General features: G+C 68.4%; 23 protein-coding genes. 8 read left to right on the top strand and 15 right to left on the bottom strand.

What is annotated here, in order from left to right; genetic code table 11:
• Positions 1-97 precede the first annotated feature (97 nt).
• The gene (gene car, locus MSG_RS09685) at positions 98-3589 is read left to right on the top strand and encodes a carboxylic acid reductase (RefSeq protein WP_096439142.1); all 3492 of its coding nucleotides are present in this window, start codon (positions 98-100) and stop codon (positions 3587-3589) included.
• 83 nt (positions 3590-3672) lie between these two features.
• Here the strand turns inward: car and MSG_RS09680 are convergent, their stop codons facing one another.
• From MSG_RS09680 to ruvC, 5 genes are all read right to left on the bottom strand, one after another.
• A complete protein-coding gene (locus MSG_RS09680) occupies positions 3673-4368 on the bottom strand; it encodes a hypothetical protein (protein WP_096439140.1) in 696 nt (231 codons plus the stop codon).
• 116 nt (positions 4369-4484) lie between these two features.
• Complete coding sequence (locus tag MSG_RS09675) at positions 4485-4871, bottom strand: DUF1304 domain-containing protein (protein ID WP_096439139.1); 387 nt, start codon at positions 4869-4871, stop codon at positions 4485-4487.
• Positions 4872-4932: 61 nt separating this feature from the next.
• Complete coding sequence (gene ruvB / locus MSG_RS09670; RefSeq protein ID WP_096439137.1) at positions 4933-6003, bottom strand: Holliday junction branch migration DNA helicase RuvB; 1071 nt, start codon at positions 6001-6003, stop codon at positions 4933-4935.
• A complete protein-coding gene (ruvA, locus tag MSG_RS09665) occupies positions 6000-6614 on the bottom strand; it encodes a Holliday junction branch migration protein RuvA (RefSeq protein ID WP_096439135.1) in 615 nt (204 codons plus the stop codon). Before ruvA ends, ruvB begins: the two co-directional genes overlap by 4 nt.
• The gene (gene ruvC, locus MSG_RS09660) at positions 6611-7180 is read right to left on the bottom strand and encodes a crossover junction endodeoxyribonuclease RuvC (protein ID WP_096439133.1); all 570 of its coding nucleotides are present in this window, start codon (positions 7178-7180) and stop codon (positions 6611-6613) included. Before ruvC ends, ruvA begins: the two co-directional genes overlap by 4 nt.
• A 198-nt stretch (positions 7181-7378) precedes the next feature.
• Between ruvC and MSG_RS09655 the strand changes: the two genes are divergently transcribed.
• Genes MSG_RS09655 through MSG_RS09635 form a run of 5 tightly spaced genes read left to right on the top strand, consistent with a single transcriptional unit; the run spans position 7379 to position 11031 of the window.
• Positions 7379-7990, top strand: coding sequence for a DUF4178 domain-containing protein (locus MSG_RS09655; RefSeq protein WP_096439131.1), 612 nt, complete (start codon positions 7379-7381; stop codon positions 7988-7990).
• A gap of 9 nt (positions 7991-7999) precedes the next feature.
• Complete coding sequence (locus MSG_RS09650; protein ID WP_096439129.1) at positions 8000-8503, top strand: DUF2617 family protein; 504 nt, start codon at positions 8000-8002, stop codon at positions 8501-8503.
• A 14-nt stretch (positions 8504-8517) separates the two neighbouring features.
• Positions 8518-8949: a DUF4247 domain-containing protein gene (locus MSG_RS09645; protein ID WP_096439127.1), complete on the top strand. Its 432-nt coding sequence runs from the start codon at positions 8518-8520 to the stop codon at positions 8947-8949.
• A 34-nt stretch (positions 8950-8983) separates the two neighbouring features.
• Positions 8984-9439, top strand: coding sequence for a DUF350 domain-containing protein (locus tag MSG_RS09640; RefSeq protein WP_096439125.1), 456 nt, complete (start codon positions 8984-8986; stop codon positions 9437-9439).
• On the top strand, positions 9436-11031 hold the full coding sequence (locus tag MSG_RS09635) for a polyamine aminopropyltransferase (RefSeq protein ID WP_096439123.1): 1596 nt from the start codon (positions 9436-9438) through the stop codon (positions 11029-11031). Before MSG_RS09640 ends, MSG_RS09635 begins: the two co-directional genes overlap by 4 nt.
• Before the next feature lie 6 nt (positions 11032-11037).
• On the opposite strand, the gene MSG_RS09630 is transcribed toward MSG_RS09635, so the two are convergent.
• The 4 genes from MSG_RS09630 to pdxS form a co-directional block, all read right to left on the bottom strand.
• Positions 11038-11793: a YebC/PmpR family DNA-binding transcriptional regulator gene (locus MSG_RS09630; protein WP_096439121.1), complete on the bottom strand. Its 756-nt coding sequence runs from the start codon at positions 11791-11793 to the stop codon at positions 11038-11040.
• Between the two features lie 233 nt (positions 11794-12026).
• Positions 12027-12623, bottom strand: a complete 597-nt coding sequence (gene pdxT / locus MSG_RS09625) for a pyridoxal 5'-phosphate synthase glutaminase subunit PdxT (RefSeq protein ID WP_096439119.1) — start codon at positions 12621-12623, stop codon at positions 12027-12029.
• Positions 12620-13456: an acyl-CoA thioesterase II gene (tesB, locus tag MSG_RS09620; RefSeq protein WP_096439117.1), complete on the bottom strand. Its 837-nt coding sequence runs from the start codon at positions 13454-13456 to the stop codon at positions 12620-12622. Before tesB ends, pdxT begins: the two co-directional genes overlap by 4 nt.
• Before the next feature lie 9 nt (positions 13457-13465).
• Positions 13466-14377 (bottom strand): pyridoxal 5'-phosphate synthase lyase subunit PdxS, encoded by a 912-nt coding sequence (gene pdxS / locus MSG_RS09615; protein WP_096439115.1) that lies wholly within the window; start codon positions 14375-14377, stop codon positions 13466-13468.
• Positions 14378-14696: 319 nt separating this feature from the next.
• Here pdxS and MSG_RS09610 point away from each other — a divergent pair, with 319 nt between their 5' ends.
• Both MSG_RS09610 and MSG_RS09605 read left to right on the top strand, forming a co-directional pair.
• Complete coding sequence (locus MSG_RS09610) at positions 14697-15824, top strand: PPE family protein (RefSeq protein WP_142404453.1); 1128 nt, start codon at positions 14697-14699, stop codon at positions 15822-15824.
• 21 nt (positions 15825-15845) lie between these two features.
• Positions 15846-17066 (top strand): PE-PPE domain-containing protein, encoded by a 1221-nt coding sequence (locus tag MSG_RS09605; RefSeq protein WP_096439111.1) that lies wholly within the window; start codon positions 15846-15848, stop codon positions 17064-17066.
• 1 nt (position 17067) lies between these two features.
• Here the strand turns inward: MSG_RS09605 and MSG_RS09600 are convergent, their stop codons facing one another.
• The 6 genes from MSG_RS09600 to thrS form a co-directional block, all read right to left on the bottom strand.
• The gene (locus tag MSG_RS09600) at positions 17068-18111 is read right to left on the bottom strand and encodes an NUDIX hydrolase (RefSeq protein ID WP_096439109.1); all 1044 of its coding nucleotides are present in this window, start codon (positions 18109-18111) and stop codon (positions 17068-17070) included.
• Entirely contained in the window at positions 18111-19235 is a 1125-nt protein-coding gene (locus MSG_RS09595) for a glycosyltransferase family 4 protein (protein WP_096439107.1), read from the bottom strand. The genes MSG_RS09600 and MSG_RS09595 overlap by 1 nt, the downstream gene beginning before the upstream one ends.
• Positions 19235-20185 carry a phosphatidylinositol mannoside acyltransferase gene (locus tag MSG_RS09590; RefSeq protein ID WP_096439105.1) on the bottom strand — a complete coding sequence of 317 codons (951 nt, stop codon included), beginning with the start codon at positions 20183-20185 and terminating at the stop codon, positions 19235-19237. Before MSG_RS09590 ends, MSG_RS09595 begins: the two co-directional genes overlap by 1 nt.
• Positions 20182-20847, bottom strand: coding sequence for a phosphatidylinositol phosphate synthase (gene pgsA / locus MSG_RS09585; protein WP_096439103.1), 666 nt, complete (start codon positions 20845-20847; stop codon positions 20182-20184). Before pgsA ends, MSG_RS09590 begins: the two co-directional genes overlap by 4 nt.
• A gap of 189 nt (positions 20848-21036) precedes the next feature.
• The gene (locus MSG_RS09580) at positions 21037-21609 is read right to left on the bottom strand and encodes an HIT family protein (protein ID WP_096439101.1); all 573 of its coding nucleotides are present in this window, start codon (positions 21607-21609) and stop codon (positions 21037-21039) included.
• Positions 21602-23710, bottom strand: a complete 2109-nt coding sequence (gene thrS, locus MSG_RS09575; protein WP_096439099.1) for a threonine--tRNA ligase — start codon at positions 23708-23710, stop codon at positions 21602-21604. Before thrS ends, MSG_RS09580 begins: the two co-directional genes overlap by 8 nt.
• Positions 23711-23737: the final 27 nt, after the last annotated feature.

The raw sequence follows: 23737 nt of genomic DNA, 5'->3' as shown, positions 1-23737 counted from the left end.
ATTGTCGTTGAGGAATACCTTTAGCTTCGCTAACATTCTATTTGGCAGCGCAGCGTGGCGCTCCCGACCCAACCTCTCAGTGATGCAAGGAACTGTTATGTCGACCACCATTCGCGAAGAGCGGCTGCAACGCCGCATCGAGGAACTGACCGCTAACGACCCACAGTTCGCCGCAGTCAGGCCCGACCCGGCGATCGCCGCCGCCGTCGAGCAGCCCGGACTGCGACTGCCGCAGATCGTTCACATCGTGCTGGATGGATACGCCGAGCGTCCCGCCCTCGGGCACCGCGCCGTCGAGTTCGTCAAGAGCCCCACGACGGGCCGCACCACAGTGGAGCTGCTCCCCCGCTTCGAAACCATCACCTACCGCGAACTCGACGAGCGTGTGGAGGCTTTGGCGCGCGCCCTGGCGCAGGACTCCGTGCATGCCGGCGACCGCGTCGCCGCGCTCGGTTTCAACAGCGTCGACTTCACCACCATCGACATCGCGCTCGGACGGATCGGTGCCGTCGCGGTCCCGCTGCAGACCAGCGCCGCAATCACCCAGCTCGAGCCGATCGTCGTCGAGACCGAACCCACGGTGTTCGCCGCCAGCGTCAACCAGCTGCCCGACGCCGTCGAACTGATCCTGGGCAGCGGCCACCGGCCGGCCAAGCTCGTGGTGTTCGACTACCACCACGAGGTCGACGACGAGCGCGAGGCCGTGGACAGCGCCCGCTCGCGGCTGGCTGACGCCGGGGTGCCCGTCGAACCCCTGACCGACCTGCTGGAGCGGGGCAAGACACTGCCCCCGCTGCCCGACGCGACCATCGAGGAAGACGCGCTGGCGCTGTTGATCTACACCTCCGGCAGCACCGGGGCGCCCAAGGGCGCGATGTACCGGCAGGCCAATGTCGGCAAGATGTGGCGCCGGTCGAGCTGCAGCTGGTTCGGCGAAACGGTCGCGTCGATCACCCTCAACTTCATGCCGATGAGCCACGTCATGGCGCGCGGCATCCTGTACGGGACGCTCGGCAACGGCGGCACCGCTTACTTCGCCGCGCGCAGCGACCTCTCGACGCTGCTCGAGGATTTGGAGCTGGTGCGGCCCACCGAGATGAACTTCGTGCCGCGCATCTGGGAGACCCTCTACGGCGAATACCTGCGCCAGGTCGACAGCGGCGCCGACAAAGCACAGGCGATGGACGACATGCGCCGATACCAGCTGGGCGGGCGGTGCATCTTCGCGATGACCGGCTCGGCGCCCACCTCGCCGGAGCTCAAGACGTGGGTGGAAGCCCTGCTCGACATGCACCTGCTGGAGGGCTACGGGTCCACCGAGGCCGGCATGGTCCTGTTCGACGGCGAAGTCCAGCGTCCGCCGGTGATCGACTACAAGCTGGCCGATGTCCCGGACCTGGGCTACTTTGCCACCGACCAGCCGTACCCGCGGGGCGAGTTGCTGCTCAAGACCGAGAACATGTTCCCGGGCTACTACAAGCGTCCCGAGATCACCGCCGACGTGTTCGACGCCGACGGCTATTACCGCAGCGGCGACGTCGTCGCCGAGGTTGCACCCGACAAGTTGGTTTACGTCGACCGCCGCAACAACGTCCTCAAGCTCGCCCAGGGCGAATTCGTCACCCTCGCCAAGCTGGAGGCGGTGTTCGGCAACAGCCCGCTGATCCGGCAGATCTACGTCTACGGCAACAGCGCGCACCCCTACCTGCTGGCCGTCATCGTGCCCAGCGAAGATGCGCTGGCCCGCTTCGGCGACGACGAGATCAATCCACGGCTGGCCGACTCGCTGCAGAACGTGGCCAGGGAAGCCGACCTGCAGTCCTACGAGGTGCCGCGCGACTTCATCGTCGAGACCACGCCGTTCACCCTGGAGAACGGCCTGCTCACCGGCATCCGCAAGCTGGCGTGGCCGAAGCTGAAGCAGCATTACGGCGAACGTCTCGAGCAGTTGTACGCCGACCTGACGCAGGGCCAGGCCAACGAGCTGAGCGAGCTGCGCCGCACCGGCGCCACCGCACCCGTCCTGCAGACGGTGAGCCGGGCCGCGGTCGCTCTGCTGGGGGCCGCCACCACCGAGCTGACACCCGACGCCCACTTCACCGACCTGGGCGGAGATTCGCTGTCCGCGTTGACATTCGGCAACCTGCTGCACGAAATCTTCGACATCGACGTGCCGGTGGGTGTGATCGTGAGCCCGGCCAACGACCTGCAGGCCATCGCGAGCTACATCGAGGCCGAGCGCCAGGGCACCAAGCGTCCCAGCTTCGCCTCGGTGCACGGTCGCGAGGCGGTCGAGGTGCACGCCGGCGACCTCACGCTGGACAAGTTCCTCGACGCCGACACCCTGGCCGCCGCCCCCACGCTGGCCGCGCCGGCGACCGAGGTCCGCACGGTCCTGCTGACCGGGGCGACCGGCTTCCTGGGCCGCTACCTGGCGCTGGACTGGCTGGAGCGAATGGACCTGGTCAACGGCAAGGTGATCGCGCTGGTGCGGGCCAAATCCGACGCGGACGCCCGCGCCCGGCTGGACAAGACGTTCGATAGCGGCGACCCGAAGCTGCTGGCGCACTACCGGGAGCTGGCGGCCGACCACCTCGAGGTCATCGCCGGGGATAAGGGCGACGCCAACCTAGGCCTGGACCCGCAGACATGGCAGCGGCTGGCCGACACCGTCGACCTGATCGTCGACCCCGCGGCACTGGTCAACCACGTGCTTCCGTACAGCGAGCTGTTCGGCCCCAACGCGTTGGGCACCGCCGAGTTGATCCGGATCGCGTTGACCGGCCGCAAGAAGCCGTACACCTACGTCTCGACCATCGCGGTGGGCGACCAGATCGCCCCGGGGCAGTTCACCGAGGATGCCGACATCCGGCAGATCAGTGCGACCCGGCGGATCAACGACAGCTACGCCAACGGCTACGGCAACAGCAAGTGGGCCGGCGAGGTGCTGCTGCGCGAGGCCAACGACCTGTGCGGCTTGCCGGTGGCGGTGTTCCGCTGCGACATGATCCTGGCCGACACCACCTACGCCGGTCAGCTCAACGTGCCGGACATGTTCACCCGCATGATGCTGAGCCTGGCCGCCACCGGCATCGCGCCCGGGTCGTTCTACGAGCTGGACGCCGAGGGCCGCCGACAGCGCGCCCACTACGACGGCCTGCCCGTCGAGTTCATCGCGGAGGCGATCGCCACGCTGGGAGCCCAGAACGTGCAGAGCTTCCAGACCTACCACGTGATGAACCCGTACGACGACGGCATCGGGATGGACGAGTTCGTCGACTGGCTGATCGACCCGGCCCAGGGGGCCGGCTGCTCGATCCAGCGGATCCCTGACTACGCCGAATGGCTGCCGCGGTTCGAGACGGCCCTGCGGGGTCTGCCCGAAAAGCAGCGCAACGCCTCGCTGCTGCCGTTGCTGCACAACTACCAGAAGCCCGAACGGCCGATCACCGGCTCGATGGCTCCGACCGATCGGTTCCGCGCGGCGGTTCAGGACGCGAAAGTTGGCCCGGACAAAGACATTCCGCACATCACGCCGCAGATCATCGCCAAGTACATCAGCGACCTGCGACTGCTCGGGCTGCTGTAGGGACGGCTGCTGTAAGAACATCGCCACAAAAGCCGGTCGCCAGCCTCCCGAGGGCTGGCGACCGGCTTTTGGATGCGGCGCGGTCAGCCCTGCGGGTGCGGCCAGCGCAGGTAGGCGGCGCCCGGCCCGTTGGCCGCGGCGTGCTGGCGGCGCCAGCCGCGGGCCTTCGGCTCAGCGCCGTCCACCCGCGGCTTGGTGAGCGCGTCGGAGGACACGTCGTCGCGAGCCGGCTCCTCGAGCCCCGAGTAGTACTGCGGCCGGGCCGCGGCCGGGGCAGCTGCCACCGGTTCCCCCGGCGGCACGTCGCGCGCCAGCCGGACCGCCGTGCGTGCCAGGGCGACGCCGGCCACGAAGACGATCAACGCGCCCAGGCCGGAGAAGTAGGACACCTCCAGCGCGGCCCGCTTGCGGTCGGTGGCCGCGATCGGGTCGCCGACCGAACCGATGCCCAGCAGCGGGGCGACCTCGGTGCCGACGACGAACCCGGCACCGGCCAGGACGCCGAGCCAGCCGCCCAACACGGCGGTGATGCGGTTGCCGGACAGGATGAGCAGCAGGCCGCCCAGTAGGGCGGCGGCGCCGGGCGCGACTTCGAGCCAGCCCCGGGCGGTGCTCCAGGCCCAGTCCTGGTCGGGTGTGTAGGCGAAGTTGAAGCGTGGCCCGACAAACGGGATCAGCGCCCCCCACGCACCCAGCACGATCAAAATCAATCCGCTGATCGCACCTCGCGACCGCGGCATCCTGAGTCCGCCGGCGCGGTAGTCCTCTGCACGTTTCATCACGTCTCCTTGGTCGATGCCGGGCTACTTCAGCATCGCGTGGGTACCCCTGCCCCACCCGGATATAACCTGACCAGCCAAGGAGCCTGTTACCAGTGATACCGGTGAGTCAGGTGTTACGAGTACAGGCTCAGGCTCAGCAGCACGAGGGCGATCAACGGGAAGGTGCCCTGCGTGATCGCCGCCCGCGCCTTGTCCGGCGCCGACAGCAGCAGGACGACCGCGGCGGCGGCCATCGACCCGACTCCGGCGAAGACGAGGGTGGCCCCGACGAGCCGGTGTCCGGTTCCGATCGCTGCGACGCCGATTCCGCTGGCGATCGCGAGGAACAGGTTGTAGAAGCCCTGGTTGAAGGCCAGCAGCCGGGTGGTCTCGGCCTCCTCGGGCGTGGTGCCGAACGTCGCGCGAGTGCGCGGCGACGTCCAGGTCAACGACTCCATCACGAAGATGTAGACGTGCAGCAGCGCCGCCAACGCGGCGAACACCAACCCGGCGATGATCATTGCGCCTCTTCTCTGACGGTGACGACCGCTTCGCCCGGCAACGCCGCGCTCGCGATCGTCGCTATTCGAATAGCCCCGGCTGGCTCAGCCCGGTGACCCCGGCCGGTGGAACCAGGCCCAAGTGTGTCCAGGCCAGCGCGGTGGCCACCCGGCCGCGCGGGGTCCGGGCGACCATGCCGGCACGCACTAGGAACGGCTCGCACACTTCCTCGACGGTGGCAGCCTCCTCCCCGACCGCGACGGCCAGCGTCGAAACCCCGACCGGGCCGCCGCCGAAGCTGCGGGTCAGCGCCGAGAGCACCGCCCGGTCCAGCCGGTCCAGGCCGAACTCGTCGACGTCGTAGACCGCCAGCGCCGCCTTGGCGACGTCCCGGGTGATCACACCGTCGGCCCGCACCTCGGCGAAGTCACGCACGCGGCGCAACAGGCGGTTGGCGATGCGGGGCGTCCCGCGCGAGCGCCGGGCGATCTCGGCGCCGGCATCGGCGCCCAGCTCGATGCCGAGGATGCCGGCCGACCGGCTCAGCACCCGCTCGAGTTCGGACGGCTCGTAGAAATCCATGTGCGCGGTGAAGCCGAACCGGTCACGCAGCGGTCCCGTCAGCGCACCCGACCGGGTGGTCGCACCGACCAGGGTGAACGGTGCGACGTCCAGCGGAATCGACGTCGCCCCAGGGCCTTTGCCCACCACCACGTCGACCCGGAAGTCCTCCATCGCGAGGTAGAGCATCTCCTCGGCAGGCCGGGCGATGCGATGGATCTCATCGATGAACAGCACGTCGTGCTCGACCAGGTTGGACAGCATCGCGGCCAGATCGCCGGCGCGCTCGAGCGCGGGCCCCGACGTCACGCGCAGCGAGGAACCCAGCTCGGCGGCGATGATCATCGCCAGCGACGTCTTGCCCAGCCCCGGCGGTCCCGACAACAGGATGTGATCCGGTGTGCCGCCGCGATTTTTGGCTCCCTCGATGACCAACTGCAACTGCTCGCGCACCCGGGCCTGGCCGATGAACTCCCCCAGTGAGCGGGGCCGCAGGCTGACGTCGACATCGCCCTCGCCGACGGTCAGGGCCCCAGAAACTTCGCGCAGGTCGCGATCCGCGTAGTCGTCGGGATCGTCGTAGTCGCTCATTTCGCCTTGCCCAGTATCGACAGGGCGGCGCGCAGCGCGCCGGAAGTCGTCGGCTGCTCACCCTTTTCGCGGCTGGCGGCCAGCACACTGTCGGTAGCGTCCTCGGCCTGCTTCGCTGCGAAGCCCAGACCCACCAGGGCCTCGACCACCGGGCCTCGCACCGCGTGGCCGTTGGCGCTCGCGCCGGCCGGGGCCGGGGCGGACGTGCCGGTGGCATAGATCTTGTCGCGCAACTCCAGCACCATACGTTCGGCGCTGCGCTTGCCGATCCCGGGCACCCGGGTCAGCGCGACGACGTCGCCGTCGGCCAGCGCCTGGCGCAACGAGTCGGCGTCGTGCACGGCCAGGGTCGCCATGGCCAGCCGCGGCCCGACGCCGGACACCGAGAGCAGCGTCAAGAACAGGTCACGGGTGTCGCGGTCCGGAAATCCGTACAGCGTCTGGGAATCCTCGCGCACGATCATCGCGGTGACCAGCCGGGCTTCACTGCCGTGGCGCAACGTGGCCAGCGTCGAGGGGGTGGCGTTGACGTGGTAGCCGACGCCGCCGGCCTCGATCACCGCGTGGTCGAGTGCCACTTCGAGGACTTCACCGCGTATCGACGAGATCATCGGGCGGCCTTGACCTTTGCGCTCTTCAGCTTGGCCGCGTAGGCGTCGCGTTGCTTAGCGGCCAGCGCCTCGGCGGCGGCCATCCGGGCCAGCATCGGCGCGCGCCAGCAGTGGCAGATGGCCAGCGCCAGCGCGTCGGCGGCGTCGGCCGGCGTCGGTTTGGATTGCAGCGCAAGGATTCTGGTGATCATCGCGGTGACCTGAGCCTTGTCAGCGGTGCCGTTGCCGGTGACGGCTGCCTTGACCTCGCTGGGCGTGTGGAAGTGCACCTCGACCGCGCGCCGGGCAGCCGCCAGCGCGATCACGCCGCCGGCCTGCGCGGTGCCCATCACCGTCGACACGTTGTGCTGGGAGAACACCCGCTCGATGGCCACGACGTCCGGCCGGTGGGTGTCCAGCCAGTGCTCGACCGCGTCGCTGATGGCCAGCAGCCGCATGGGCAGCGGCGCATCCGACGGGGTACGCACCACGTCGACGTCCAGCGCGACCACGCTGCGGCCGCGCCCGGTCTCGACCAGCGACAGCCCGCACCGGGTCAGCCCGGGATCGACGCCCATCACGCGCATTGCCCGCTCCCGCTTCTTCCCAAGCCTCATCCACCGAACAGCTGTTCGATAGGGTAGCGGTCGGGACCGACCGCTGCCGGCAGGACACGCGCGGGGCCCGGTTTCTTGGCCCGCGCGCGTATCTGGCCCGCCCTGCGCAAAAGCTGTTAACTTGAGTTCCAAAATTCGCTCTCGCGACGGGGCACGGAAAGGGACGGCGTGGGAACACTGCTGGTGGTACTCGCCGCGGTGCTGTTCGTCGCGTCCATCGTGGTGCTCGTCATCGCTTTGCGGCGGCCCAAGAAATCGGCCCAGCCCGGCGGCCGGTCCGATCCGCTGACCTTCAACGCCATGCCGCAGTTCGGGCCGCGGCAACTGGGTCCGGGCGCGATCGTCAGCCACGGCGGCATCGACTACGTCGTCCGCGGTTCGGTGACGTATCGCGAGGGCCCGTTCGTCTGGTGGGAGCACCTGCTGGAAGGCGGCGATCAGCCGCTGTGGTTCAGCGTCGAGGACGACGACGGGCGCCTCAAGCTGGCGCTGTGGGTGACCCGCAAAGACCTCACGCTGCAGCCCGGCGACCGGTACGTGGTGGACGGCGTGACCTTCCACGAATCCGAGCGGGGCCGGTCCTCCTACACCAGCGAGGGCACGACCGGGCTGCCCCCCGGCGGCGAGATGGAATTCCTGGACTGCACCAACGCCGACGAGTCGGCACTGTTGTCGTTCGAGCGCTGGGCCCCCGACATGCCGTGGGAGATATCGACGGGCAAGCCCGTGCTGCCCGGCGAGCTCACCGTCTACCCCGCTCCTCCACCGTCAGCCCCCTAGGACCACCCGGTGCCGCTCCATCGACTCGCCGTGGCTCCGGCGGACGTATCCGGAACACGACTCGGGCTGGCGCTCAATGCTCCGGCGCCCCCACCGCTGGCCAGCTACCTGCTGGAGCATCCCGGCGGCGGTGCGCTGCGGCTCGGGGTGCTGGGCGCCTCACACGTCGTCACGGTCGAACACGCCGCGGGTCGCTTCTCCGAACAGGTGTCATGCACCGCCCGCAAGCACGGCGGCCCGCTTCCGGAGCATGCGGACGCCCCAGGCTACCGCATCGAATCCAGCACGGTCATGCACGACGAGGAGGTGTTTCGCCAACTCGCGCAACGGCTTCGGGACGAGTGCAGCACCGCGACCGGCTGGCTGGGCGGTACGTTTCCCGGCGATGACGCCGCCCTGACCGTGCTGGCCGCCGAGCCCGACGGCACCGGCTGGCGCTGGCAGACCTGGCACCTGTACCCGGCGGCATCCGGCGGCGTGGTGGTGCACACGGCGAGCCGGTGGCACCCGTGAGCCGCTGGAACCGCATGAGCCGCAACGGCTTGCTCATTCTCTCCGGTGGCCTGGCGCTCGCCGGGATCGCGTCGTTGGTCTTCGGAATCATGTTGCTCAACAAGGACATTGCGTCCTACATCGCGAGCAACTACAAGGAGTATGCCCGCGACGCCAACGGAACGCGGTACGTGTGCAGCGACACCCCCGACGAGGTGGCCGACTCCCTCGCCGACTATCAGGCGCCCGACGCACGCGCCGACAACGACAATAATGAGTACCTGCGGTACAGCAACAACATCGTGATCGTCGGCCCGGACGGCAACCGCCCCTGCACCATCCGGGTCGAAACCTTGAGCGCCGGATACAACCACGGGTCGTTCATCTTCCTCGGCCCCGGGTTCGGCCCCGGCTCCCCGTCAAGCGGCTCCGGCGGAACCCCCGGCGGTCCCGGGGGGACCAAGTAATGCCTATCGGGCGGCAACCGCAAAGGAGATAGCTGTGTACCTTGCCTTCGAGATCGGAAACGTCGACGTCAACCCAGTCCTCAAAGGCGTCGTCGCGACGATCCTGTATTTCGTTGTCGGCATGGGGGTCCTGCTGATCGGGTTCTACATGGTAGACCTGTTGACCCCCGGCAAGCTGCGCCAACTGGTTTTCCTCGATCGCCGCCCGAACGCCGTGGTCGTTGCGTGCGCGATGTACGTCTCGCTCACCGTCGTTATCGTCAGCGCGATCGCCAACTCGTATAGCCAGCTGGGCCAGGGGCTGTTGGGCGTGGCGGTCTACGGCCTGATGGGTGTGGCCCTGTTGGCCGTCGCGCTGCTGGCGGTTCACGTGCTGATTCCGGGCAACTTCCACGAGCACGTCGACGACCCGGCGCTGCATCCCGGGTCGTTCGCGGTGGCCGTGATGCTGCTGGCGGTGGGGTTTGTGACGGCCGCCGCGGTGTCATGACATCGGTCGACTCGCCGGCGCCACAGGGGGTCCGGCCGACGCAAACGTCGGCACGCTGGCGGGCCGTGTTGCTGGCGGCCGTCGCGGCGTGTGCGGCGTGCGGCATCGTGTACGAGTTGGCACTGCTGACGCTGTCGGCGAGCCTCAACGGCGGCGGCATCGTCGCCACCTCGCTGATCGTCGCGGGCTACATCGCGGCACTGGGCGCGGGCGCACTGCTAGTCAAGCCGTTATTGCGTTATGCGGCAATAACTTTCATTGCAATCGAGGCGCTGCTAGGCATCATCGGCGGACTGTCCGCGGCGGCACTGTATGTCGTGTTCGCGTTCGTCGACGGGTCGACCTGGGTGCTGGCGATCAGCACCGCCGTGATCGGCGGGCTGGTCGGCGCCGAGGTGCCGCTGCTGATGACGCTGCTGCAACAGGGGCGCACGGCGGGGGCCACCGATGCCGGCCGGACGCTGGCCAACCTCAACGCGGCCGACTACCTGGGCGCGCTGGTCGGCGGGCTGGTGTGGCCGTTCATTCTGCTGCCGCAGCTGGGGATGATCCGCGGCGCGGCAGCCACCGGCATCATCAACCTGGTCGCCGCGGCCGTCGTGGCGATGTTCTTGCTGCGACGCGTGGTATCGACCAGGCAGCTGGTGACGGCGCTGACCGCGCTCGCCGCCGCCCTCGCGCTGCTGGTCTCACTGCTGGTCCGCTCTCACGACGTCGAAACCACAAGTCGCCAAAGGCTTTACGCCGATCCGATTATCGCCTATCGGCACACCGCTTACCAGGAGATCGTGGTCACCCGCCGCGACAACGACACGCGCTTGTACCTCGACGGCGGTTTGCAGTTCTCCACCCGGGACGAATACCGCTACACCGAGAGCGTCGTCTACCCCGCGCTCGGCAGGCCAGGTGGGGAAGGCGCGCACTCGGTGCTGGTGCTCGGCGGCGGCGACGGCCTGGCCGCGCGAGAGTTGTTGCGCCAGCCCGGTGTCGACAAGATCGTGCAGGTCGAACTCGACGCCGCGGTGATCGACATCGCGCGCACCACCTTGCATGAAGCCAACGGCGGCGCGCTGGACAACCCGCGGGTCGACATCGTGATCGACGACGCGATGAACTGGTTGCGCGCCCCGCATCCGGAGGCGCGCCCACCGGGCGGCTTCGACGCCGTCATCGTCGATCTGCCCGACCCGGACACCCCGGTGCTGGGCCGGCTGTATTCGTCCGAGTTCTACGCGTTGGTCGCGCACGCGCTGGCGCCCGGCGGGCTGATGCTGGTGCAGGCGGGCAGCCCGTTCTCCACCTTGACGGCGTTCTGGCGCACGGTGTCGACGATCCGTTCGGCCGGTTACGCGGTCACGCCGTATCACGTGCACGTGCCCACCTTCGGCGATTGGGGTTTCGCGCTGGCCGGCCGCGGCGATGCCCCGCCGACCCCGACCATGCCCGCCAACGCGCCGCCGCTGCGCTTCCTCAACCAGCAGGTGTTGCAGGCCGCGACGGTGTTCTCCGCCGATGTCGGCCCCCGCCCGCTGGACCCGTCGACGCTGGACAACCCGCGCATCGTCGAGGACATGCGGCACGGGTACGACTAACGCGAGCTACTCCTCGTCGAGGGCGGCGAGCACCTCGTCGGACAGGTCGACGTTGGTCCACACGTTCTGCACGTCGTCGCTGTCCTCCAGGGCGTCGACGAGCTTGAACACCTTGCGGGCGCCGTCGACGTCGACGGGCACGCTGACCGACGGCTGGAAGCTGGCCTCGGCGGATTCGTAGTCGATGCCGGCGTCCTGCAGCGCAGTGCGGACCGCCACCAGGTCGGTCGGCTCGGAGATAATCTCGAAGCTCTCACCCAGGTCGTTGACGTCCTCGGCGCCGGCGTCCAGCACTGCCGTCAGCACGTCGTCCTCGGTCAGGCCATTCTTCTCCAGCGTGACGACGCCCTTGCGGGTGAACAGGTAGGACACCGAGCCCGGGTCGGCCATGTTGCCGCCGTTGCGAGTCACCGCCACCCGGACCTCGCCGGCCGCACGGTTGCGGTTGTCGGTCAGGCACTCGATCAGCACGGCGACGCCGTTGGGCCCGTAGCCCTCGTACATGATGGTCTGGTAGTCGGCGCCGCCGGCTTCCTCGCCCGCGCCGCGCTTGCGGGCGCGCTCGATGTTGTCGTTGGGCACCGAGGTCTTCTTCGCCTTCTGGATGGCGTCGTACAGCGTCGGGTTGCCGGCTGGGTCACCACCGCCGGTGCGGGCGGCGACCTCGATGTTCTTGATCAGCCGGGCGAACTCCTTGCCGCGGCGCGCGTCCTTGACGGCCTTCTGGTGCTTGGTGGTGGCCCACTTGGAATGGCCGCTCATCTGTGTGTGCTACCTCTTCTGTTCCGTAAAGTTCGCCGACGAGTCTACGTGGACGATTGGCGGCGACCGTCCGGACGCCGCACGCGGGTTGTGCGCTGACGGCGTCGGGTGTGCGCTGACAGCGTCGGGTGTGCGCTGACGGCGGGATTTCCGCGGCGGTTTTCCCACCGCGGGCGCACGCTCAAGGCCCTGAACGCGCACTCGAGGTGGCGGCACGGGCGGTCGAACGAGCGTCAGGCCACCCCGGTGACGATGTCGACGAACAGCTGGTGGATGCGACGGTCGCCGGTCACCTCCGGGTGAAACGCCGTCGCCAGCTTCGAGCCCTGCCGCACCGCCACGACGTGGCCGGCGGCGCTGGCCAGCACCCGCACGCCCGCGCCGACCCGCTCGACCCACGGCGCGCGGATGAACACCGCGCGCACCGGGGAATCGAGGCCGGCGAACGCGATATCGCCCTCGAACGAGTCGACCTGCCGCCCAAAAGCGTTGCGCCGCACCGTCATATCGATTCCGCGCAGCGGCACGGCCTGACGCCCGGCGGCACCGGCATCGAGAATCTCGCTGGCCAGCAGGATCATGCCGGCGCAGGCGCCGTAGGCGGGCAGCCCGTCAGCCAGCCTTGCCCGCAGCGGTTCCAGCAGGTCCAGATCGAGCAGCAGGTGGCTCATCGTGGTGGATTCGCCGCCGGGAATGACCAGCCCGTCGATCGCCTCGATCTCGCTACGGCGGCGCACCGGCATCGACTCGGCCCCGGCTTCGCGCAGCGCCGCCAGGTGCTCGCGGGTATCGCCCTGCAGCGCCAGCACCCCGATCCGGGGCCGGCTCACGGTCGGTACCCGCGCTGGTAGCGGGTCAGCCCCTCCTGCATCACGGCCGCGACCATCTCGCCGCTCTGGGTGAAGATCTTGCCTTGGCACAGGGCGCGGCCCCCGCTGGCCGACGGCGAGGACTGGTCGTAAAGCAACCACTCGTCGGCGCGGAACGACCGCATGAACCACATCGCGTGGTCCAGCGACGCCACCTGCAGGTGTTCCCGCACGTCGAGGTGGGTGACCTGGGCCGATCCCAGCAGCGTGAGGTCGCTCATATAGGCCAGCGCGCAGATGTGCAGCACGGGGTCGTCGGGCAGCGGGTCGCGGTGGCGGAACCACACCTGCTGCTGCGCGGCCTTACCCGGCGAGAGCTGCAGCAGCTCGCGCGGCACGATGCAGACGTCCCACTCCTCGAACTGCTTGAACCCGGCGTCGTCGAAAACCTTGATCGAGTCCAGCCCGGGCAGCCCGTCGGGTGGCGGCGCGGACGGCATCGGGTCCTGGTGGTGGATGCCTTCCTGATCGGTATGGAAGGACGCCCCCATGCTGAAGATGATCTCGCCGTGCTGGATGGCGTTGACCCGCCGCGTGGCGAACGAACCACCGTCCCGGGAGCGTTCGACGATGAAAACCGTCCGCGCTAACGCGTCCCCGGGCCGCAAGAAATACCCGTGCAGCGAATGCACCTGATACTGCGGGTCGACGGTGCGCACCGCCGACACCAGCGACTGGCCGGCCACATGGCCCCCGAAGGTGCGCTGCAAGAAGCCGGACTCCGGGCTGAACACGCTGCCGCGGTAGATGTTGATCTCGAGCTGCTCGAGATCAAGGATCTCTTCGATCGACACGGAATTGTTTTACCAGCCGCGCTCGGCCAGGCGGTGCGGCTGCGCGATCTGCTCGACGTTGATGCCGACCATCGGCTCGCCCAGCCCGCGCGACACCTTGGCCAGCACGTCCGGGTCGTCGTAGAACGTGGTGGCCTTGACGATCGCGGCGGCGCGGTGCTCGGGGGCGCCGGATTTGAAGATGCCCGAGCCCACGAAGACGCCCTCGGCGCCGAGTTGCATCATCATCGCCGCGTCCGCCGGGGTGGCGATGCCGCCTGCGGTGAACAGCGTGACGGGCAGCTTGCCGGCCCGAGCGACCTCGACGACGAGTTCGTAGGGCGCCTGCAATTCCTTTGCCGCAACGAATAATTCGTCGTCCGACAACGAACTCAGGCGCCGGATCTCACCACCGATCGCACGCATGTGGGTGGTCGCGTTGGAGACGTCGCCGGTGCCGGCTTCGCCCTTGGACCGGATCATCGCGGCGCCCTCGTTGATGCGTCGCAGGGCCTCGCCGAGGTTGGTCGCACCGCACACGAACGGCACCGTGAACTTCCACTTGTCGATGTGGTGGGTGTAGTCGGCGGGGGTCAGCACCTCGGACTCGTCGACGTAGTCCACCCCGAGGCTCTGCAGGATCTGCGCCTCGACGAAATGCCCGATGCGGGCCTTAGCCATGACCGGGATGGTGACCGCGGCGATGATGCCTTCGATCATGTCGGGGTCGCTCATCCGGGACACCCCGCCCTGGGCGCGGATGTCCGCGGGCACCCGCTCCAGCGCCATCACCGCGACGGCACCGGCACCTTCTGCGATGCGGGCCTGCTCGGGGGTGACGACGTCCATGATCACGCCGCCCTTGAGCATCTCGGCCATGCCGCGCTTGACCCGCGCCGTTCCGGTACGTCCGCTGCTGGCCTGCGCCGCGCTATTCACCATTACCTCTGGTTTTCTCTATCGTCGTTGTCTGCCGGTACCCGCACAGTGTAATGGTGGACCGCCAGCCGATTTGCCCTCGAGGGCGGTGGAGAGCTCAGCGCAGTGCGGCAACGAGCAGCGCCCCCGCCTTGGACGCGGCCGCCGCCTGGCAATCGTGGTCCAGTTGCGCGCTCAGCCCCGCTCCGTCGTACAAAAGTTACAGCTGGCGTACCGACAGCCGACACCTCGCGCCTCCTCGCCGAATGCGTAGAGCAAATTCCGGATTTGTGTTAAATATTTCATCTGCTGCTCGGGCAGTTGCGCTCGTGCGGGTTGTCGGGTGGCCGCCCTGGTTCTGCAGCCGTGGCGGTCGGCTGAGAAGAGGTCCGGAATGCTGCCGGATTACGTGCTGATGCCGCCGGAGGTGAATTCCGCGCGGATCTACGCGGGCCCGCGATCGGGTTCGATGTGGGCCGCCGCGGCGGCATGGGACGTGTTAGCCACCGAGTTGAGTTCGGCGGCCAGTTCCTTCCAGACTGCGGTGTCCACACTCGGTGGCTCGTGGCAAGGACCGTCGGCCCTTGCGATGGCCACAGCGGCCGTGCCCTATGTGCAGTGGTTGAGCGCTGCGTCCGCCCAGGCGGAGCAGGCGGCCGCCGAGGCCCGGCTGTCCGCGGGGGCCTTCGACGTGGCATTCATCGCCACGGTGGCCCCGCCGCTGATTGCGGCCAACCGGGCGCAGCTGACGACACTAATCGCGACGAACATCCTGGGCCAGAACACCGCGGCGATCGCGGCAACCGAGGCCACCTATACCGAAATGTGGGCTCAGGACGTGGCGGCGATGACGGGCTACGACGCCAGCACCGCCGCGGTCCAAAGCCAGTGGACATCGTTCAGCGCCCCGCCTCCCGACCTGGCCGGTTCCACCATCCCGGTGCAATCGACCTCCTCCGAACTGTTCTCGCCGCTCGGCCAGTCGTCGTCGCTGTTGTCGACGTTGCAGACCTCGCTTTCGCAGCTCCAAATGCTCTCGACGCCAGCCGAACTCGCTATGGAGCCGATGAACATGGCGATGGGACAAATCATGACGGGGGCCAATCCGTTGCTGGGCGGCGCCACCGACGTTGTGCCGGCGATGACCCCGGCCCTGCTGCCCGCGACCGGCCCGGCGCTGCCGTCACTGGGCACGACGGCACTGGTGAAGCCGCCGATCCCGGCGCTCATGGGCCAGGCGAATTCCATTGGTGCACTGTCGGTTCCAGCAACATGGCCGGACAGCGCAGCCGTCGCCGGCCCGGCGCATACGGTTGCCGCGCCGTCGGGTGCTGCCATTCCCAGTGTCAGCACGCCCGGCAGACCGTACCTGCCCTCCATCGGCTCGCCCTCGCGCGGACTCGCCGTAGCCACCCCTGCAGCGATCACCGCGGCCCGCGCCGGCGCATTGCGCCGCGGGATGCGCGACTAGCCCGGGGGGGGGGAGCGTCCGATGTCGTTTCTGATCACCAACCTGGACGCGATGGCGGCGGCCACCAACCAGATGCAGTCAATCGGGTCGGAGCTAGCCATGACGAACACCGCCGCAGCGGGCCAGACGATGGGAGTGCTTGCGCCGGGCGGTGATTCGGTGTCACTACGTGCCGCGGCTCTGCTGGAAGCGCACGCCCAGCAGTACCAGGCGTTCAGCGCACAGGCGGAAGTGTTTCAGAACCAGTTCGTGCAAACCCTGAACGCCGCGCAGACCTTCTACGCCGAAACCGAGGCCTCAAACACGGCCGCGCTGCAGCTGACGTCGAACGCGACATCGCAGACGTCGCCGACGGACGTCGCGCTGATCATGGGCGGTACCGACAACCCGACACCCAGCGCCACCTATGTGCAGGAGGTCTACCAAACATTCGTCCTCCCGAATTACCCCACCTATACCGCGCAGGGCCTGTATACACCTGAGCAGTTCTGGCCGGTTACCGGCCTCACCGACGAAGGCTTCGGGTCGTCGGTCCAACAGGGCATCGCGATACTGAACAACGCGATCATGACACAGACCGGCGCCGGCAATCACGTTCTCGTCGTCGGTTTTTCGCAAAGCGCCACGATCGCCACCATGGAGATGCGCTATCTCGACGCTCTGCCCACCATCCTGCAGCCGAACCCCAGCCTGCTGAACTTCATGTTGCTCGCCGACCCGAACAATCCGTTGACCGGCGGCGTCCTGACCCGCCTTATCCCAGGGGCCTTGACCGCGTTTCACGTCCCTACGCCGGTAGACACCATCTACACGACAGCCATTTACGGCATTCAGTACGACCCCGTCCCCTACTTTCCGGCGAATATTTTCAATATCGGGGCCGACCTCAACGCCATTTTCAGCGTGCCGCTGCATGAACAAACTCCGTTGCTGACCGCTGCGCAACTTGCCACCGCGATCCAAGAGCAGATTGGCAACACCACCTACTTCCTCGTGCCCACCACGAACTTGCCGCTGCTGGATCCACTGCGGCTGATCCCCATCCTGGGGGATCCGCTGGCCAATCTGCTGCAACCGTTCGTTCAGCCGTTCGTCGACTTCGGCTACGCCTCCGGGCTGCCTGGTCCGCTGCAGTCCATCAGCTCGCTCGCCGTCGCCGGCGCGAGCCCGGGTATCGCGGTCCCGCTGGCTACGGGCCTGCCGCCGGCGGGGATCCTCCCCCTTTTGTCGGACGCCGTATAGGTCAGCGGATGGACTGCAGCTGGGCCGGCCGGCCCGGGGCACGGTTGTCGGCCAATGCGATTGCGTCCGCGAGCAGTTCGGGCAACTGGCGCGGGTAGACGGTCTGGCCGGCGGCCACCAGTTCGGCAATATCGCCGGTGCCACACCAGCGATGGCAGTGAATGTAGTTGCGTTCCAACGCCGTGCGCCCCGTGACGGACGGCTCGAAGCGCGGCGCGCGGTGGATGAAGAAGAACTCCTCGCTGTCGATCAGCGACCCGTTGAACTCGAAGACCTCGTCGCGCCGCCAGATGGGGCCGACCAGGTCGCCCGGCGCGACGTGTAAACCGGTCTCCTCGGCCAGCTCCCGGGCGGCGGCCTCGGCCAGCCGCTCCCCGGGCCGCACCTCACCACCCACGGTGAACCACCACTTCGAGGCGCTGCCGTCGGTGACCGCGGGGTCCGAGCCGCACAGCAGCAGCACCGCGCCGTGCTCGTCGAGCAGCACCACCCGCGCCGACGTGCGGTGGTTGAGGCGGCCCAGGTCGCCATGCGCCAGCGCATGCGGATGCTCGACGATCTCGAAATAGCTTGGCAGCGCTGCGGTTCCACCGAGCCGCAGGGCGCGTACCGGGCGCCGCAGAGCCAGCGCGAGGGTGTCGCGCACCGCGTCGTTGTGGAACCGGCGGGCCAGCAGCAGCCGCGCTTCGGCGTCGGCCAGCTCGGCGATCAGTCCGGCCGGCAGCGACGCCGGATCGACCTGCGCCAGGGCGCCGGACAGCTCGTTTTCGGCGTTCTCCCGCGCCTGCCGGGGAGCACGCTCGGCGGCGTCGGCCAGCGCGGCCAACCGCCGGCCCTCGGGGCTGTTGGTCGAGCCTCCGTAGGCGTCGATCGCGACCGCCCTAGCCACCACCGCGCGCCGGGCCAGCGCGCCGTCCAGCGCCTGCCAGGACAAGTCGTAGCGGACGTTCAACCGGTCCAGCCGGTTGGCCGTGCGGATCGCCCACGCGCCGACGAAGGCCAGCACGGCGAGCAGCAGGCCGACGGCCAATATCAGCCAGATCATCAGCTGGCCACCTGTACTTTGACGCCCGACCCGGCAACCGTCTCGTAGACCCGCATGATCTGGCTGGCCACCACCGACCAGTCGTAGCGGACTACCGCCGTCGAAGCCGCCGTCACGTAGCGGTCCCGCAGCTCCGCGTTTTCCAGCATCTCGATCAGCGCGACGGCCAGCGCATCGGCATCACCGACCGGCACCAGCCGGCCGAGCTCACCGTCGCGCAGCACCCTTCGGAAGGCATCCAGGTCGCTGGCCAGCACCGGCGTGCCCGCGGCCATCGCCTCCACCAGGACGATGCCGAAGCTCTCGCCGCCGACGTTGGGCGCGCAGTAGACGTCGGCGCTGCGCATCGCCGACGCTTTGCTGGCGTCGTCCACCAACCCTAGAAACCGCATACGGTCCGCCAATTCGCCCGCCTGCCTGCGCAATTCGGCCTCGTCGCCGTGACCGACGATCAGCACCTGCAGGTCCGGAAACTGCTCGGCCACCTTGGGCAGCGCGTCGAGCAGCACCGCCATGCCCTTGCGCGGCTCGTCGTAACGGCCCAAAAACAGCACGGTCTTGCCCGGCCGCGGATAGCCGTCGAGCCGCGGCGCGCTCGACAGCGCCCCGACGTCGACGCCGTTGGGAATCTCGACCGCGTCGGTGCCGAGGGCCTCCATCTGCCAGCGCCGCGCGACGTCTGACACCGCGATGCGGCCGACGATCTTCTCGTGCCAGGGCTTCAGTACGCCCTGAAAAACCGACAGCGTCAGCGATTTGGTGGTCGAGGTGTGAAACGTCGCCACGATCGGGCCCTCGGCGACCCGCAGCGCCCACATCGACAGGCTGGGCGCGTTCGGTTCGTGCAGGTGCAGTACATCGAAATTGCCGTCGGTCAGCCAGCGCCGGACCCGGCCGTGCACGGCCGGACTGAACTGCAGCCGCGCCACCGACCCGTTGTAGGGGATCGGGATGGCCTTGCCGGCCGACACGACGTACTCGGGCAGGCACACGTGCGGGGATGCCGGGGCCAGCACGCTGACCTCGTGCCCGCGGGCCCGCATCACCTCGGCGAGCTGCAACACATGGGACTGCACCCCGCCCGGCACATCGAACGAGTACGGACAGACCATGCCGATGCGCATCAGCCGCCCTCCAGCCGGGCCCGCCGCGCGTCGGACAGATCGGCCAGCCACTGCGGCTGCAGCATGTGCCAGTCCTCGGGGTGGGCGGCGATGTTGACGGCAAAGTGGTCGGCCAGCGTCTGGGTGATCGTCTTGACGTCCCCGCTCGAGCAGTCCAGCGGGGCGGATATCGAGACCGGCCAGCTTACGCCGTCATTCCAGCAGTGCGCCGCGCACAAGGCCGCACCGGTCTCGACCGCAAGTTTCGCCGGACCGGCCGGCATCCGGGTGGGCTCGCCGAAGAAGTCGACTTCCACACCGGTGCGGGTCAGGTCGCGTTCGGCCATCAGGCACACCACGCGGTTGGACCGCAGCCGCTCGCACAGCACCTCGAAGGGTGGCCGGTCGCCGCCGGACAGCGGCAGCACCTCGAAGCCGAGGCTTTCGCGGTAGGCGATGAACCGCCGGTACAGCGACTCGGGTTTGAGTCGTTCCGCGACGGTGGTGAAGGTGCCGCGCGTCTGCGCCAGCCACACCCCGGCCATGTCCCAGTTGCCGCTGTGCGGCAGCGCGAGCACCACACCGCGCCCTTCGGCCAGGCTCGCGTCGATGTGCTCGGCGCCCTGGAACGTCGCGTCGACCTGCTGAGCCAGCACGCGGTGGTCCATCGTCGGCAGCCGAAACGCCTCGCGCCAGTAGCGGCCGTAGGACGCCAGCGATGCCTTCAACAGCTCGTCCGGAACCTCGGCCGGCGCTACCCCGATGACGCGCGCCAGGTTTTTGCGCAGCTGCTCAGGACCGCCGCCGCGGGCCGCGTAGCGCGCACCGGCGTCGAAAACGTTGCGCGCTGCGAACTCCGGCGCCGCGCGGACGGCGAGCCAGCCGGCCGCGTACACCCAGTCGGTCGCCGTGTCCGTCAGGAGGCGGCGCGGGCTCGAAAGGGCCTTCAGGCCCGATGGCGCCGAGATCACGGTCCGCTCGTCTCCTGGCTTCCGGGGCCGGGCGGCAACGGTTCGGTCGCGCCCGGGGAGGTGCGCACCATGTGCAAGCGCTGGGCGCAGGTGACCAGGCTGGCCGCCGCCAGCACCCACATCGCCACCGGCAGCGCCGCCGGCCAGGCAATGACCGGGAAGTCCGACACGCCCGCGCCGACCAGGACGATGATCAGCCGTTCCGGTCGTTCGATGATCCCGCCGTCGCCGCGCAGCCCGCTGGCCTCGGCCCGGGCCTTGATGTAGGAGATCACCTGTGAAGTGACCAGGCAGATCAGCGTCGCCACCGCGAGCAGCTTGTCGTGCAGGCCGAAGACGATCCACCACAGCAGCCCGCAGAACACCGCGCCGTCACTGATCCGGTCGCAGGTGGCGTCCAGCACCGCGCCAAAGCGCGTGCCGCCGCCGCGTTCCCGGGCCATCGCGCCGTCGAGCATGTCGAACAGGACGAAGAACCAGACGACCAGGGTGCCGATGAAAAGCTTGCCCATCGGAAACAGCGTCAGCGCGCCCGCCACCGAGACGACCGTGCCCAGGATGGTGACGGCATCGGCCGTCAGGCCCATCCGAAGCAGTGCCCTGGCTGTCGGAGTGGTGAGCCGCGCGAATGCGGCCCGGGACAGGAAGGGCGCTTTACTCATGGGCGCCATTCCTCCTCATCGCTGCGCTCTGCATCGTCACCGGCGCGACTCATGGGCGCCATTCCTCCTCATCGCTGCGCTCTGCATCGTCACCGGCGCGACTCATGGGCGCCATTCCTCCTCATCGCTGCGTCCCCCTCGCCGCTTCGCGGCTGGGAGGTGCCCCCACTGCATCGTCACCGGCGCGACTCATGGCTGTTTCGACCACTCGTCGGCCAGCAACTGCCGTGTTTCCCGCAGCAGCTGCGGAATCACCTTGGCCCCGCCGACGATGGTGATGAAGTTCGCGTCGCCACCCCAGCGCGGCACCACGTGCACGTGCAGGTGCTCGGCCAGGGATCCGCCCGCCGACGTGCCCAGGTTGAGCCCGACGTTGAAACCATGTGGGCGCGACACGTTCTTGATGACGCGAATCGACTTCTGGATGAACGTCATGAGCTCGGCGCTCTCGGCGTCGGTAAGGTCCTCGATCTCAGATACCCGCCGATAGGGCACCACCATCAAATGCCCGGGGTTGTATGGGTAGAGGTTCAGCACGGCGTAGACCAGATCGCCCCGGGCCACCACCAGACCCTGCTCGTCGGGCAGCTGGGGGATGTCGGTGAACGGCTGGTCGGGTTTGCCTGAAGAATTCGGGTCGCGCTTCATCGGCGACTCGGCCAGGTAGGTCATCCGGTACGGCGTCCACAGCCGCTGCAGGTGATCGCGTTCCCCGGCGCCCTTGTCGACGATCGAGTCGTCAGCGTTCCCTTGCTCACTCACCGCCGGCCACTTTCACCAGTTCCTTTGTGGGAAAATCGTTCTCACGGTCGGCGATCCATTTCACGATGGCGTCGACCGCGCTGGCGACCGGAACACCGTTGATCTGGCTGCGATCGCCGAAGCGGAAGCTGATCGCGCCGGCCTGCACGTCGCGGTCGCCGGCCAGCAACATGAACGGCACCCGCTGGTTGGTGTGGTGCACGATCTTCTTTGCCATCCGGTCATCGCTGGTATCCACCTCCACCCGCACACCATACGATTTGAGTTGCGCGGCAACCTCTTCCAGATACGGGATGTGCTCATCGGCGACGGGAATACCGACCACCTGGGTCGGGGCCAGCCACGCCGGGAACGCGCCCGCGTAATGCTCGGTCAGGATGCCGAAGAACCGCTCGATCGACCCGAACAACGCGCGATGGATCAGCACCGGCCGTTGCCGCGAACCGTCGGCGGCGGTGTACTCGAGCTCGAAGCGGTCCGGCATGTTGAAATCGACCTGCAGCGTCGACATCTGCCAGCTGCGGCCCAGCGCGTCCTTCACCTGCACCGAAATCTTGGGGCCGTAGAAGGCCGCGCCGCCTGGATCGGGCACCAGCTGCAGGCCCGACGCCTCGCCCACCTCGCGCAGGATCTCGGTGGCCTGCTCCCACACCTCGTCGGAACCCACGTACTTGTCCGCGTCCTTGGTGGACAGCTCCAGGTAGTAGTCGTTGAGGCCGTAGTCGCTCAGCAGGTCCAGCACGAAACGCAGCACCGAGGTCAGCTCGTCGCGCATCTGCTCGAGTGTGCAGTAGATATGCGCGTCGTCCTGCGTCATGCCGCGCACCCGGGTCAGCCCGTGGATGACGCCGGACTTCTCGTAGCGGTAGACGCTGCCGAACTCGAAGAGCCGCAACGGAAGTTCGCGATACGACCGTCCCCTGGACCGGTAGATCAGGTGGTGCATCGGGCAGTTCATCGGCTTGAGGTAGTAGTCCTGGCCCGGCTTGCGCACCGTGCCGTCCTCGTCGAACTCCGCGTCGAGGTGCATCGGCGGATACATGCCGTCGGCGTACCACTCCAGGTGGCCGGACGTGATGTAGAGCTGTTCCTTGGTGATGTGCGGGGTGTTGACGAACTCGTAGCCCGCCTGCTCGTGCTTGCGCCGCGAGTACTCCTCCAGCTCACGGCGAATGATGCCCCCCTTGGGGTGGAAAACCGCGAGCCCGGAACCGATTTCGTCGGGGAAGCTGAACAGGTCCAGTTCGGCCCCCAGCTTGCGGTGGTCACGCCGCTGCGCCTCCTCGATCAGCTCGAGGTGGCGGTCCAGCGCCTCCTGCGACTCCCAGGCGGTGCCGTAGATGCGTTGCAGACTGACGTTGTTCTGGTCGCCCCGCCAGTAGGCGGCCGAGCTGCGGGTCAGCTTGAACGCCGGAATGTGCTTGGTGGTCGGGATGTGCGGACCGCGGCACAGATCGCCCCAAATCCGTTCGCGGGTGCGGGGATTCAAGTTGTCATAGGCGGTCAGCTCGTCGCCGCCGACCTCCATGACCTCGGGGTCCCCGGACTTGTCGTCGACGAGTTCAAGCTTGAACGGCTCGCCGGCCAATTCCGCGCGGGCCTGATCCTTGGATTGGTATACCCGGCGGTCGAACAGCTGGCCGTCCTTGACGATCTGGCGCATCCGCTTTTCCAGCCTTTCCAGATCCTCGGGCGTGAACGGCTCGGCGACGTCGAAGTCGTAGTAGAAGCCGTCGGTGATGGGCGGCCCGATGCCCAATTTGGCGTGCGGGAAGAGGTCCTGGACGGCCTGGGCCAGCACGTGCGCGGCCGAGTGCCGGATGACGCTGCGCCCGTCGTCGGTGTTGGCGGCCACCGGGACCACCTCGGCGTCGGCCTCGGGCACCCAACTCAGGTCGCGCAGCCTGCCGTCGGTGTCGCGCACCACCACGATCGCGTCGGGCGTGCCCCGCCGCGGCAGCCCCGCCTCCCCTACCGCGGCGGACACGGCAGTCCCGGCAGGAACCCGGATCGGGGCTTGCGGCGGTCGCGAGCCCGGCTCGGCCAGGCGCTGCGGGTCGCCGCCATCGGGTCCCGGGACGGACTGGGCGGGCGCGCTCATCGGGTGGTCTCCATGGGATACGAGGTC

Origin of the sequence: Mycobacterium shigaense, from assembly GCF_002356315.1 — a bacterium.
In the GTDB taxonomy this organism is placed as follows: Bacteria; Actinomycetota; Actinomycetes; order Mycobacteriales; family Mycobacteriaceae; genus Mycobacterium; species Mycobacterium shigaense.
This window is presented reverse-complemented; position numbering and strand designations above follow the sequence as displayed.